Source organism: Moorena sp. SIO4A1 (genome assembly GCF_010672065.1).
In the GTDB taxonomy this organism is placed as follows: Bacteria; Cyanobacteriota; Cyanobacteriia; order Cyanobacteriales; family Coleofasciculaceae; genus Moorena.
In genome coordinates this window covers 19,723-33,390 of sequence record NZ_JAAHHX010000011.1, presented here as the reverse complement: position 1 = coordinate 33,390, position 13,668 = coordinate 19,723, and the positions used below count along the sequence as shown (strand labels likewise).

The 13,668-nt window shown below is 44.1% G+C and carries 15 protein-coding genes and 1 tRNA gene; 7 read left to right on the top strand and 9 right to left on the bottom strand.

Annotated features, from left to right (window positions below):
* Nucleotides 1-223 precede the first annotated feature (223 nt).
* The 6 genes from F6K53_RS11030 (at nt 224) to F6K53_RS11005 (ending at nt 6,258) form a co-directional block, all read left to right on the top strand.
* Nucleotides 224-829 carry a VWA domain-containing protein gene (locus F6K53_RS11030; protein ID WP_293066209.1) on the top strand — a complete coding sequence of 202 codons (606 nt, stop codon included), beginning with the start codon at nt 224-226 and terminating at the stop codon, nt 827-829.
* Nucleotides 830-948: 119 nt separating this feature from the next.
* Entirely contained in the window at nt 949-1,401 is a 453-nt protein-coding gene (locus tag F6K53_RS11025) for a hypothetical protein (RefSeq protein ID WP_293019125.1), read from the top strand.
* Nucleotides 1,402-1,734: 333 nt separating this feature from the next.
* Complete coding sequence (locus F6K53_RS11020; protein WP_293019126.1) at nt 1,735-2,355, top strand: VWA domain-containing protein; 621 nt, start codon at nt 1,735-1,737, stop codon at nt 2,353-2,355.
* A 325-nt stretch (nt 2,356-2,680) separates the two neighbouring features.
* Nucleotides 2,681-3,886 (top strand): circadian clock protein LdpA, encoded by a 1,206-nt coding sequence (ldpA, locus tag F6K53_RS11015; RefSeq protein WP_293080742.1) that lies wholly within the window; start codon nt 2,681-2,683, stop codon nt 3,884-3,886.
* A gap of 166 nt (nt 3,887-4,052) precedes the next feature.
* Nucleotides 4,053-5,996 (top strand): R3H domain-containing nucleic acid-binding protein, encoded by a 1,944-nt coding sequence (locus F6K53_RS11010; protein WP_293019128.1) that lies wholly within the window; start codon nt 4,053-4,055, stop codon nt 5,994-5,996.
* Between the two features lie 190 nt (nt 5,997-6,186).
* A tRNA-Gln gene (locus tag F6K53_RS11005) sits at nt 6,187-6,258 on the top strand.
* Between the two features lie 123 nt (nt 6,259-6,381).
* On the opposite strand, the gene F6K53_RS11000 is transcribed toward F6K53_RS11005, so the two are convergent.
* Complete coding sequence (locus F6K53_RS11000) at nt 6,382-7,266, bottom strand: hypothetical protein (RefSeq protein WP_293080739.1); 885 nt, start codon at nt 7,264-7,266, stop codon at nt 6,382-6,384.
* A 219-nt stretch (nt 7,267-7,485) separates the two neighbouring features.
* Nucleotides 7,486-8,088 (bottom strand): DUF1517 domain-containing protein, encoded by a 603-nt coding sequence (locus tag F6K53_RS10995; RefSeq protein ID WP_293019131.1) that lies wholly within the window; start codon nt 8,086-8,088, stop codon nt 7,486-7,488.
* Between the two features lie 170 nt (nt 8,089-8,258).
* Here F6K53_RS10995 and F6K53_RS10990 point away from each other — a divergent pair, with 170 nt between their 5' ends.
* Entirely contained in the window at nt 8,259-8,465 is a 207-nt protein-coding gene (locus F6K53_RS10990; protein WP_293019133.1) for a hypothetical protein, read from the top strand.
* A gap of 205 nt (nt 8,466-8,670) precedes the next feature.
* On the opposite strand, the gene F6K53_RS10985 is transcribed toward F6K53_RS10990, so the two are convergent.
* The 7 genes from F6K53_RS10985 to F6K53_RS10955 form a co-directional block, all read right to left on the bottom strand.
* Complete coding sequence (locus tag F6K53_RS10985; RefSeq protein ID WP_293019135.1) at nt 8,671-8,898, bottom strand: hypothetical protein; 228 nt, start codon at nt 8,896-8,898, stop codon at nt 8,671-8,673.
* Nucleotides 8,899-9,051: 153 nt separating this feature from the next.
* Entirely contained in the window at nt 9,052-9,249 is a 198-nt protein-coding gene (locus tag F6K53_RS10980; RefSeq protein ID WP_293080736.1) for a hypothetical protein, read from the bottom strand.
* Between the two features lie 471 nt (nt 9,250-9,720).
* A complete protein-coding gene (locus F6K53_RS10975) occupies nt 9,721-10,089 on the bottom strand; it encodes a hypothetical protein (protein ID WP_293019137.1) in 369 nt (122 codons plus the stop codon).
* A 274-nt stretch (nt 10,090-10,363) separates the two neighbouring features.
* Nucleotides 10,364-11,014, bottom strand: a complete 651-nt coding sequence (locus tag F6K53_RS10970) for a hypothetical protein (protein ID WP_293080733.1) — start codon at nt 11,012-11,014, stop codon at nt 10,364-10,366.
* 319 nt (nt 11,015-11,333) lie between these two features.
* Nucleotides 11,334-11,777: a hypothetical protein gene (locus F6K53_RS10965; protein WP_293019141.1), complete on the bottom strand. Its 444-nt coding sequence runs from the start codon at nt 11,775-11,777 to the stop codon at nt 11,334-11,336.
* A gap of 320 nt (nt 11,778-12,097) precedes the next feature.
* The gene (locus F6K53_RS10960) at nt 12,098-13,036 is read right to left on the bottom strand and encodes a M56 family metallopeptidase (RefSeq protein ID WP_293019143.1); all 939 of its coding nucleotides are present in this window, start codon (nt 13,034-13,036) and stop codon (nt 12,098-12,100) included.
* Nucleotides 13,036-13,458, bottom strand: a complete 423-nt coding sequence (locus F6K53_RS10955) for a BlaI/MecI/CopY family transcriptional regulator (protein ID WP_293019145.1) — start codon at nt 13,456-13,458, stop codon at nt 13,036-13,038. Before F6K53_RS10955 ends, F6K53_RS10960 begins: the two co-directional genes overlap by 1 nt.
* Nucleotides 13,459-13,668 lie beyond the last annotated feature (210 nt).

Sequence of the window (13,668 nt, the reverse complement as noted above, 5' to 3'; positions counted from 1 at the left end):
CGGTCAGCGGTCAGCTTATTTTATTCAAAAGCGTGGCACAGGCTTCTAGCCTGTGACCTAAGGCATAAGCTAAATACTGATAGCTGATAGCTGATAGCTGATAGCTGATAGCTGATAGCTGATAGCTGATAGCTGATATTTATCGATACCCAACCCTGTTACTAGTCACAAATGATAATTTTGATACCCTAGAGGTGTAGGATGATAGTGGGTAAGACTAGCAATGCTCGAACAACGTGACTACACCTTAATCATCGATAAAAGTGGCAGCATGTCGATTAGGGATCAACTTGCTGGAAAAAGCCGTTGGCAAATGATGCAGGAGTCTACCCTTGCTTTAGCAAGTAAATGTGAAGAATTGGATCCAGATGGCATCACGGTTTATGTATTTTCTGGTCGCTTTAAACGCTACGACAATGTAACCGCAGATAAAGTGCTACAGATATTCCAGGAAAATGAACCATCGGGACGCACGGATTTAGCTGGTGTTTTACTCGATGCCACCAACGACTATTTTAAACGTAAGGCTAGTGGCCAAACCAAAGAAAATGGAGAAACCATCTTAGTCGTCACTGATGGGGAGCCTGATGAACGCAAAGCTGTGATGAAGGTGATCATAGAAGCATCACGGCGTATTGATGTCGATGAAGAACTAGGAATTTCCTTCATCCAAATCGGGAATGATCTCCAGGCAACTAAATTCTTAAAAATATTAGATGATGAGCTGCAAAATGCTGGGGCTAAGTTTGACATCGTAGATACGGTAACTATTGATCAGATGGAGGATATGACTCTCACTGAAGTTTTGATCAATGCTATTATTGACTAAAGCATAGGAGAAGTTAGTGGGATTTATCCCGTCAGGGTTCGAGGCTTGTGACAGTGCTGTAAGTTAACTGTTTAAAAAACATCCCTCAACAGTTAACAATTTAAGAGGAGACCAAAGTCATGGAATCAATGGATGACTTGTTAGCTCAACTCAAAGCTGAATATGAACAAAAAGATGCTGGTGTTCAACCGCAAGAAAAACCTCTGTTTCAGGAAAAACTAGTTGATTTGCCACTAACTGATCCAGCAACTAGTGCATCACCATCCAAAATACCTGATTGGGTATCTACTGCTCAGGATCGGGAGCTGGCTGAGATGAGAACAGAGTTTGATAAAAAAGACCAAGAAGAGGTTCTCAAACAACAGCAGGAACTCGAAGCTGAACAAAAACGAGTTCAGCAGCAAAAGCAAAGAGAACGAGAAGCCCTTAATCAGCAAGCCACTGAGTGGCTAAAAGGCTTAACTCCAAACTCAGCAGAAGGGTTGTGGTTTGAAGAATTTTCTGACTCCTATCCCTCCAAACTAGAGGCAGCAATTGATTATTTGCAAGCCTTGAAAGAAACTCGGTCTTGATTGCCAGACTCGTTAAGTATCATCTGATGGTGAGCAGGTAACACAGCTCCTAAGCAAACTGTCAAGATTTGACGATTAATCTCTAAGATTATTATTTTAATTTATAATAGTAAATAGAGACAACAGTCAATCAAATAAATCCACCATTACCTACCCTGATAAGCAAGTCTAAGGTGCTGCCGTTGAAAGATGCTTTTAATAATGGTTTCATAATGTTGGCATAATCAACTTCTGCTAAGGGTCCTAAGGCTAAAACATCCAGATGAGCTGTGGGAGTATTAGCTAAGCTAGATTAAGAAATCGTGGCAGTAAAGGTAAGGAGGAAATTTTTTCGTGGGAGGTTCACTCGTGGAAGACCGTGACTATACGTTAATCATCGACAAAAGCGGCAGTATGTCTAGCCCAGACTCCCAAGATAGGAGCAAAAGTCGATGGCAGATTGCCCAAGAGTCTACCTTAGCAGTGGCCAGAAAATGTGAACAGCTCGATCCAGATGGGATTACGGTTTACCTGTTTTCTAGTCGCTTTAGACGGTACGACAATGTTACCTCAGATAAAGTAGAACAAATTTTCCAAGAAAATGATCCCATGGGTCGCACCGATCTCGCTGGTGTGCTAAAGGATGCCACCGATGACTACTTTAAGCGCAAAGCGGCTGGGCAAACCAAACCCAATGGGGAAACCTTCTTGGTGATAACCGATGGTGAGCCAGATGACCGCAAAGCCGTAATGCGAGTGATCATTGAAGCATCTCGGCACATAGACCGGGATGAAGAACTAGGCATTTCACTGATCCAAGTGGGTAATGATGCCATGGCAACTCGGTTTCTCAAAGCACTTGATGATGACCTTGAAGGAGCTGGGGCTCAATTTGACATCGTGGACACAGTGACTCTGGAAGACATGGAGAATATGACCTTAGCCGAGGTCCTGCTTAACGCGATTATTGATTAACCGAATAAGCGCCAAGATTCCCAATGCTTAAACTCCATCCCACGACTAATTATCACGTGGGATGGGTTTTAATAAAAATAATTTTGAAATAAAAAAAATTTTCAATTAATTGACACCATTATTTTAGTGAGATCAGCTGTAGAAATTCAACCGCTATATTTGGTGTAAGAATAAAACCAGCTACCCTAAATCTGCATTTTTGGAAAACAATTGAGGGATTTCCCCCCCCGGAAAGGATTGTAAGCGCCTCAAAAAACGCCTTTTTAATTACTCAAATTCTAAAATTAGTCTCCCCATTTTCGCGTTAAAGATTTAGCATATAGGAGTGAATGAACTTTACTATCCCTTACATTCCTTAAGGGAGGGTGATTGGTTCAAGCTCATTTGCGGAGCCAGTTTTCAACACCTCCCTGCTGTTAGAAGCCTAACCTTGGCTTACACCCTCGCCGGTGCCGATTGTATTGATGTGGCAGCTGACCCGGCGGTCATTTCGGCGGCGAAAGATGCCTTACAAGTCGCCAGCACCATGGGAAATGAAGCCAAACAGCGAGGGTTTGGATTCTGTGGCAGACCATGGCTGATGGTGAGCTTGAATGATGGGGAAGACCCCCATTTCCGAAAAGCCGAATTTGACTCAGATTTGTGTCCAGGGGACTGCCCCCGTCCCTGTGAAAAGATTTGCCCAGCACAAGCAATTACTTTCCAGAATGGCAGTGAAGCTTACTCTGGTGTGCTCGACCAACGCTGCTATGGCTGTGGTCGTTGTCTGCCAGTTTGCCCCCATCAGCTGATCACTACTCGCTCATACGTATCAGCTCCTTTTGCGATCGCACCCCTGATTCTAAGCAATGGCGTTGATGCTATAGAAATTCACACCAAAGTCGGGAATTTACCAGACTTTAAAAGACTATGGAATGCGATCGCACCCTGGTGCGCTCAACTCAAACTCCTAGCCATTAGCTGCCCAGATGGTAAAGATTTGATTGACTACCTAAAGGAAATCTACCAACTCATCCAGCCTTTACCCTGTCCTCTAATCTGGCAAACCGATGGACGTCCTATGAGTGGGGATATAGGCATGGGTACAACTCATGCTGCTGTCAAACTCGCTCAGAAAGTCATCGCTGCTGGCTTACCAGGATACGTACAGTTAGCTGGTGGTACCAATAACCACACCGTCAGCAAACTAAGAGCAGCTAGGCTTTTGAAGCTAGCCCAAGTTGATAGGTTGCCGGTTGAACGTTCTTACAACAACCTTGACCAAAAGGCCACCCTAGGCGAACAACCAAATAACCTACCCTACGTTGCCGGTGTGGCTTACGGTAGCTACGCCCGAGTTCTACTCTCACCGATTCTAGAAAAGTTAGAACAAGACTATGACCAAAACGTTGATCACCACCAGGGATTCGTTCCTAATCCCTCTTATAGAAACCTTGAAGATGTACCAGATCTGCTCTGGCAGGCTGTGGCAACTGCCCATGCCCTGGTGGCTCAACTCAAATCAGTCAAAAAAATTCCTCAGAGTATTTAATGTTCTTGACTTTAATCGAGGAATACTGTTGGATTAAATTAGCATAAAAACCTTCAATTATTAGGGAGTAAAATTAGACATGACCTAAATCCAAAACCTGACTAACAACCGAAAGTTAAACAGGGCAAAAGTTAACAGCAGAAATCGCTTTATTTGGTCAAAACAAATGGTGAATTTTCCACTAAACAAGCTTTCAGAGCAACAACTGTCATTCAATCAAGAATCACCAGTGGTTTATGAAAATAACTTGGTTGAGGCGATGACCGTTAGTGGTCACTCCTCAGAGGTAAGTGACAATCTTCAACTAGATTTTGCCACTATACCTACCAAGGAACACCAAGAAACAGTGGACAAAACTCAGGGGATTTCAAACTGTGAAAAAATTACAGATGACCTACCAAAATTACTAGACATATTGCCCGCCGAAATTCGGTCATCATTGGAGCAACATCCTGAAAGGGACAGTTTGATCGAAGTGATTATGGATCTCGGTCGCTTCCCAGAAGTGCGCTTTCGTGATCGGGCAGAGTACCTTTCTGATACACCAGTTACTATCGAACAAATCAATCACTGTGTTGAGCGAGTCGGATCCTTTAGCGGTGATAACCGAGCCGGAATTGAGGGTACCTTGCACCGCATTAGTGCGATTCGGAACCGTCCAGGGGAAATTATTGGCTTAACCTGTCGTGTGGGTCGAGCGGTCTTTGGTACCATCGGCATGATTCGTGACTTAGTCGAAACTGGTAAGTCAATTTTGATGCTTGGGCGTCCTGGTGTAGGCAAAACTACTGCTTTACGGGAAATTGCCCGAGTTCTGGCAGACGAATTAGACAAACGGGTCGTGATTATCGACACCTCTAACGAAATTGCTGGAGATGGCGATATTCCCCACCCAGCTATTGGTCGAGCCCGACGGATGCAGGTCGCTAGCCCAGAACATCAGCATCAGGTGATGATTGAGGCGGTGGAAAACCATATGCCAGAAGTGATCGTTATCGATGAAATTGGCACAGAACTGGAAGCTCAGGCCGCTCGTACCATTGCGGAACGGGGGGTGATGCTGGTGGGAACTGCTCACGGCAATCGGATTGAAAACTTGATTAAAAATCCCACTCTTTCGGATTTAGTAGGCGGTATCCAGGCTGTAACCCTAGGGGATGACGAAGCCAGACGGCGAGGCTCCCAGAAAACCGTTTTGGAGCGAAAAGCCCCCCCAACCTTTGAAATCGCTGTAGAAATGCTAGAGCGTAAGCGTTGGGTAGTACATGAAAGTGTTGCGGACACGGTTGATAATTTACTCAGGGGACGTCAACCAAATCCTCCAGTCAGGACAGAAGATGAAAATGGTAAGGTAACCATTACCCGAGAATTACCTAGCGCTCCAGTTACCACTCCCCTAAATGGTCGGAGCAAGGGTCACCTTACCCTAACGACTCCTAGCCAACCAAAAGGTTGGCGTTCATCTGGGCAGATGAATCCCCTATCCCTTCAAGAACCAAAGCCAGCTCGGGAAAATAGCACCTTTGAACAGCTGCTGGCTGAATCTTGGTCACAGCAAGAGCTCTTGGGTCAAGGGATGGAGATGTTAGGACCTAATGGTGAGGATTTGCCACTACAGGTGTATCCTTACGGCATTAGTCGTCATCAAATCGAGCAAGTGATCCAAATCCTCAATTTGCCTGTGGTCTTGACAAAAAACATGGATACTGCTGATGTGGTTTTAGGATTGCGATCGCATGTCAAAAACCACTCCAAGCTCAAGTCCATTGCTAAATCTCGTCAGATCCCGATTCACGCTATCAAAGCTAGCTCCATCCCCCAGATTACTCGGGCATTAAGGCGTCTGTTGCACATGGATGACCCCACAATTCCCGATGCTGCTGATTTGGAGTTATTTGCCCAAAGCGTTAGCGAGGATGAAATCGAGGCTCTAGAAGAAGCCCGTTTAGCAGTTGAGCAAATTGTGATTCCCAAAGGCCAACCTGTAGAATTGTTGCCCAGATCGCCTAAAGTGCGGAAAATGCAACACGAGTTAGTTGAACACTATCGCCTCAAGTCTTCTAGCTTTGGCGATGAACCCAACCGACGTTTACGGATTTATCCGGCGTGAATATAGGTTGAAAAGGAAGAGGGGGGAAAAAACATGCGGAGGTCAGACAATCAATCTCTCTTTCTCTTCCTTCCGGTGACCATTCCTCCATTACTCCATTACCCTTTCGCCCAAACAAAGAAAAAATAATCAAAAAAAATACTTGACATATTCCCAGTCAAATCTGTTATCATCAAAGAAGTGGAATGAATGGGGTGTAGCCAAGCGGTAAGGCAGCGGGTTTTGGTCCCGCCATTCCTAGGTTCGAATCCTAGCACCCCAGTTACAGTATTTAGGTTATGGTAGTAAATCAAAAACTAACCTGATAATGCAGCAAAATAAGAAGCTTCTAAAGACTTTAGAAGCTTCTTAATGTATTTTAAGGGTATTTTAAGGGGCCTTAAAACTAGCGGCGGCGTCTGAAGGAACGACTACCACCACGACTACTACCAAAGCCAGAAGGCGATCGCTTCGTGCTGCCAAAACCACTGCTTCTTGGTTTGGCTTTCTTAGTACTAGATGGACTAGAGGTGCGTAACTGACTTGAGCCGAAACCACTTCCTGTGGAGCGATTAGCGTTGGGTGAGGCTTTACGAGTAGTGGCTTGATTAGCTGCAGGAGATTTTCTTAAGCTACCAGTCGTGCGGAAAGAGCGAGTATTTTTAACCACGGGTGGCGGTGCTTTGTACCGTGTTTCATATCGCTTCACTGCTTGACTATAGCTGTTACCATACCCACCATAACCATTCAGAACCCCTCCCGGTTGATAAACCGGTGGAACATAGTATTGAGGTCGAAATAGCATACTACCTATAGCTTGACCAGCCAAAGCACCAGCAAAAGGAGCCCAGAAACTGGATTGCTGACGCACGATTACTGTTTCTTGTTGACCAGTTTGAGGATTAGATCTAGTCTCAGTGACATTGTGGACATATTCAATCCGGAAGTCTTCAGTTAGGTACATCACCGGCTGATTGTCATCAATACTCAGATACGTATTTTCCCCAGCAGCAACCTGCTCTTCAGTCAGACGTGCCATCTGCAAATCCCTGCTCCGAAAAACTGGCGGACTACCCGCAGGAGTATTGAGTACCATTAGGGTATATACCCCATTAACATCATCGTAGGTTGCCTGTTGTACGGGATATTTCCCATCACTCAACCGAGTTGGAGTAAAGGATGTACTCCCACCCCGATTCAGCGACACTTGGCTTGAGTTAGGAGAACCACACCCTACTGTGGTCCAACATAAGGTTAGAGATAGAACAAAAATCGCAACTGTACGTAACATATAGTTAAAAAAGTTTTCTTAAATCACTATCGTTCTGTTAAATCACTATTGTCTAATCGCGCTTGTCTAATCGCGCTTGGCTATGGGCTAGTTAATTTGTCAAACAAAAATTTGGGGAAGATTTTTCGTTCGTCTTGCCCATCACCCCATCACCCCATCACTGTTTCTACTGATAGTGATAACTATAACACTATCTATATTTATTTAATTTACTTATGATTAGAGGGGAACCAGTTCCGGGAAATTGAGTAAAATTTGCTCATCAGTCAGTTCGTCACCCAACTGTGCTGGAGAGAAGTGAACCTGGATAGCTTGCAAACTTTCCTGATAGTGGAGATTAATCAATGCCTTTAGACCTGCTTCGAGGTACTCAACACTAGCTAGGTTAGTTTCTAGTTCAGGAACTTCCCCTTCGTAGGCTACTGTGATCATAACAATTACGTTTTGGGTCACAGGTATGGATAAAGGTTCATTGTCAGGTAAGGGTGTAGTGAAATCTGGTTCAGACAGGTAGCGCCCAGCTGAGTCAGTAAACAGTTCATTAACGTAGTCCCCAGCTTCTCCTTCCTTCCAAAAGACATCTCCTTCATTCGCTGCCGATTGCCAGTAGATCTGCAGCTGTAGCAGGTTTTGACAAATTGCTACCAGTTCTTCCCCTAACACCTTCAAATCCCCGTCTGATTCAACGGCCTCCCGTGCCGCACGATTGAGTACCCCCAACAAGGGTGTTACTTCTGAACCAGCTAAGTGTACAAACAAACGAAAAACTACAAATCTAGTTTTGCCACCAAATTTATTTAAGCGATCGCGCCAAGAACTCATCCTTCTGTCGGCTAACTTACGCCGTTAATTAATCTCAATTATCCTATCTATCCTACTCTAGCGCATTGCTCACTACCCATACTGGATCACCGAACACCCGCATTGGTAAGGCAGAGCAAGGGGAGTTATATCAAGTCTGCTATTAAGGGGAGGGTGGGAGGTGTGGGGAGATGGGGAGATGGGGAGATGGGGAGAAACGGGAGAAACGGGAGATTTTTATTAAGGGTAATTATCCTGACAAGATATTAGGTAGGGAAAACCAAGTCAACTGTGTCCGTTTGATCAGAAAAAAAAACAGGAGCAATCGCTTCTGCACCAGTCAACCGCAGCTGACTGAGCAATCACTCCTGAACACACCCCGTTTTTGGAATCTGTAGCGGTTTATACCAATTATCTAACAAAACGACAAGAGGTTTGAGCCATCTGTATCGAACTGGCTTGACTTGAAGGGGATCTCACCATCTTTGTGACGGTTGAGGGTTGACTGTCAACTGTTAACCGTTAACCGTTAAACGTCAGCAATCAACCAGTTGCTTAGTGCCTTGCCAGTTAACTAGGTTAACCTAGTTAACTGGCATCAACTCATCCTACTTTTCTTCTGAACTCAATTAAGTTTGACCTGTGTTTTGTTACTGACAGTGGTTTTGTTTCTGACAGTGCTGTAATATTAATATCGTGATCTTTGGTAAAATCTGGTTTACACAAAGTCATAATACGCTGTTGCCACCATTGCTTTTCTGTAATCTGTTGCTCAAAAAAGTCGGGCATAAACTCATAGGAACTAATCAGGCGACGACCGAGGTATAACACTAGTTGCTCTGCCTTATAATCTTCTGCGTGATAAGTTGACCAATCGTCGATTAGGTTTAAATCCCATACCCCAATCCACTCTTGGTTTTTGAAGGGGTCAATTAGGCTAATACCGATACGATGAGAGACGTTACTAATCGGTAAATTAACAATTTATCTTTTGGTGTTACCTGGTTTTCTTTGGCGATTGCTTCTCTGGAAATATCTATCTAAATCCGCTAGGTTATCTAGAGTAATTAGTAAGTATTGTCTTTGGAGCAGCTCACAGTTAAATCGCCATGTGCTGACAGCTCCCGGTGTGTTTCTTTCCAGAAGCAACAACTTACAGCCTTTTCCTGGCAGCTGTCGCATCACTAGAGGCGTATAGTACTGTTCTATTTTTCTTCCTATAATCCCTTGGATCCATTGTTTAGTGATGTGTAGCCATTGCTTTCTAGAGTCAAGTTTACTATAATAATCTAGGACAGTTATACAATTAATTTTAGAAGTAGTAGTAGATTTAACACCCTTTTTAAAGGTGTTGGCAACCCTGAATAAATGCTATTGACTAATTGCAAACTAGTCAGCAGCGTCTTCTAGTTGAGATAGATAGTTGAGATAGATAGTTGAGATAGATAGCTGAGATAGATAGCTGAGATAGATAATAGATAGCTGAGATAGATAGCTGAGATAGATAGCTGAGATATACAGCTGAGATAGATAATAGATAGCTGATATAGTCTTCCTTATGAAATTAGAACTCAACCGGTGACTAACTAGACAACTAACTAAACCATAAGTCTTGACTAATCAGTACGTTAAGTGATGGTACTAGACATGATATTACTCCTCTTCATCCATAGAGGAATTTACTAGCAGTTGAATTATTCCTTTGCCTTTTGAGAAGATTGTAGATTTATTAATTTCAATACCTAGCCCCAAGCCAATCAAGGTTAACCCACTCACTAAGAGACTAGAAGGAGGCGACTTGGTCGCAAAAGAAATATTTTCCTCACCATTTACCCGTTCATAGGAGGCTTCCAGTGACTGGAATCCCAAAATCATCGCCACAATCAGAGCAAAAATATACCCTCCCCTTACTATCGCCTGTTTGTCATTATGATTTCGAGTTGGATAATTCACCAAACTACTCGTGCTTGCTTCACAGTTCTGATTGCCAGAAGGCACCGAATTAATTGATTGGTTGTGCATAGTTATTTGTTGGCAAACAGTTTTAGGGAAATAAATCGCTGTTGGCTACCTAGCTCAAGTAGACCTAAAGATTCAGCGATGAGTTATTGAATGAGTGTACTTAATTGACCGGTCAAGTAAGTCAGGTAACACGTTATCGTTGGCGTAGGGTGACCATTCGCGTAGCGTGGCCATTAGGCCAAGGTCAATCCTTAAGCGGCAAGCCGCTTACCTAGGTAACAGGATCAAAGATTTTGAGTCTTGGTGGTGAGTGATGGCTGATGGAAAATGGAAACTAACTTGCTAAGGGTTCTGATATTAGTTCCCAAGCATTGACATGGCTGACACCAATGCGCACTGGTACGTTCAGATAATCATCTACCAGGTAATAATCGGTCTCATAGCGGCCTAATGTGCCATCGGGACGCCTCAGTGTGTACTGGAATTTGGGAATGTAACGCTCCCGAGTCAATCGATCAATTAGTTCGTTGTACTCATCCCGACTATCACGCCACAAGTAGCGATAATTAAAGCCAGTCCACTGATGGGGTTGGAGAATACCCCGCTCCGGTGCAAGTAGGTCATTGGTATGTAAGCAAACATCATTCCACATTGACGTAATTACTACAATTAGACCTTCTTCACGCTTTTCTTTGATAAAATCATTAACACGAAGGTAGTTGGCTCCTAGCAAATAGGTTCCGCTTTGGGGTATTGGTCCGGTCATAGTTGTCTGGCTCCTGAGTATGGAGGTGGGAATTTGGTAAGGTCGCTCGCATCCGGGCCAAGATACAATAGCCCGTTGAAGCCTGAGTTTTTGAGCAGATACAGCCAGCTCACTAGCATGTCGCCTTAGAGCATAAGCCGCTAAGCGTGATGGAGCTTCAATATTGAAACTCTCGGTGGTAACTGATAGATGGCACCCTGAGAAAAAGAAATTGTCCATTGTTGAAGACTGAAACCTAAAATGACACGCTGAGTAGTGAGTGTTGCTCTTAAGCAAGTTAAACCGGACCAACGGAGACTATGGCTAACTACTATGGCTAACTACTATGGCTAACTACTATGGCTAACTACTATGGCTAACTATGGTTGTTGATCTATCGTTGTTGATTTATGGTTGTTGATCTAAGTAACCGACGGCTTCCATAGTACAGTAACTGGCAGGATTGATTTTAGCCAAAAATCGATTCAAAAACCGATAATTTCTCTAACAAATCCCCTCTGATAGCAATCACCATTGGCAGCTGTTAGTCCGATCACGGTTATTGAATCCTTGGCGACTCGCTGTTGCTCGACAATTTTGGAACACCGTAAAAACAGCGATCGCGAATCTCGACTAACTCATCGGTTGTCCAAGGTTCACCATTGTTCTTGCATAGCACTACACCCAAACCAATCAGATCATCATCTGTGGGTCGGTTTCCTTCCATGATGGCTTGCAGGTTTTCAACGCTAACTTCACTTAATCGTGATAGTTCTTCCAAGTTCCAGCCATGAATCAGATCAGCAATGGTAGGAGTTTGTGCTGGAACTGCTGATAGTTGGCTGCTGTCTAGGTAGTTAAAAAATTTAGTCAGCGCATCTTCTAGTCCTTCACTGTAGTCAAGTTCGTGTTCGACACAGTAGTTGCGGAAGCGCTTTAGTAGATGTTTGGGAATATGTCCTCGCAGTAATGCATACCGGGGATCTGTCTTTTTGTGAACCAATGTCCTTGTCCTCTAGCTCCAGAGAGAGCAACATCTGATTGTCCTCTTATAAGTTTGGCACATTTTGTCACGATATACTTCTATTGGTATATCGTGATATCATGACAAATGGCTAATACACAGGTTAATACACTTAGGTAGTTACTACACTTAGGGGGTTTATTTAAGTGTTTTACTATAGTGTTTTGTGTGTTCTTTCCTTTTGTCGCGATATATTTATATGATTACATCACTATGTCGCGACGTCAATACCCAAAAAAATATTTTTTTCCCCTTTACCTGTGGCCTAATGCCTGTGGTAATGCCTGTTGCCCTTAAGTCTATTGATGAAACGGTACAACCAATAGGGGTAACAATACGTATAGCAACCAACTCCAATTCCAGGAGTAATTCCAGGAGTTAGTAGCAGTGGCAGACTCTGGCTCTGTCAAGAGTGCATCGATTCTCTCTTGGAAGCGACTGGGAGGCACAGGTCTACTAAAGGGAGCACAGAAATTTTCCTTAGTGATCATCGGACTACTAACCATAGTCAACAGTGATTCTGCCAACAATAGGGCATCGACCTGTTTAGCGGCCCAATGGTCAGCACGGATTTCTCGTAGACTCAATAGTTCTTGCCACAATGACTCTGTATTTGGTAACCAAGCGGTGATTCGATGAATCCAGCCTAGCCAGAAAAACCAGAAGGTATCTCGGTAATGGTGGTGAGCTTGCTCATGGGTAATAACAGCCTCTAGATGTTCGGATGAGAGAGTTTCTAAGAGTCCCTGACTGACCACAAGTTCCGGTTGCCAAAAGCCAATCTGAGCAATAAAGGGTATGGGAGTGTCTAAAAGACGAGCCAATTGACCCTGACTAGCTAGGGATTCAGGGGTTGGAGTTAAGCCAGGACAGTTTTCAACCCTTTCCCATTGCCCATTTTGCCATTTCCCATTTATTAAGCAAATTTGGGGTAAGGAACGAAATTGTTGCAAAGACTGCCAACCAAGCCTTGCTAACTTTAGCCACAACACTACTGCCCAACCCAGAAATCCTAGCGCTAGACAGTAGCTGAGCCAGTCGGTACGTAACCCGATCATTTGTCCCTTTGGCCCCATGGATAGGACAGCTAAAGCAGTGGTTAGGAGGAGTAGGGGTGGAGCCAGAAATTGCACTAGTACCTGTTGCCAGCGCCTGGGCCAACTCCCTGGGAGTTGGTAGCTTGTGTGCCTGTGCCAGCAAGCCAGCCCTAATGCTGCTATAATCATGACCACATGCATTATTTTTCCTCCTTCCGCCTTTGACGTGCTGCTTGCAGTCGTTGTGCGATCGCAGAAATTTGTTCCACACTCGCTGCATCTAAGCTATCGGCAAAGGCAGCAACTACATCTGGATTGCCTACAGCTAAAAAGCGATTGAGCTGGTCATGGGCTGCGAGTACCTGGGCTTCTTGGCGAGACACTAAGGGTCTCCATAAAAAGGTACGCTGTCGTTTATCACAACTCAGCCAACCTTTCTGGGTCAAGCGGCGTAGCACTGTGGTCACTGAAGCATACGCTAATTCCCGATCGGGGTCAGCCAAAATCTGTTCATGGACATCTTTAACAGTAGCGCAACCTAATACCCAGATGATCTCCAAGATTTCTCGTTCCAATGGACCTAGGGAGAGTTGTTTAGGGCGATGATGGGGCAGAGGACTCATAGATTAGTGGTTAATTTTAGGTTAATTTTCAGGTAATTTTGGTGCTAAAACTGATTAATAGTGTATGAAGTGAAGAGCCGCCAGGCTATCCCGATTCATATTTAGTCTGTCTGCTTCCTTTATTTATAGTCTTGCTTAGGTTTGACAGCAGTTCTTCTAAGGTTTACAGTCATTCTAGGGAATAATTATAGGCCACTCTGTAGCCTGCTG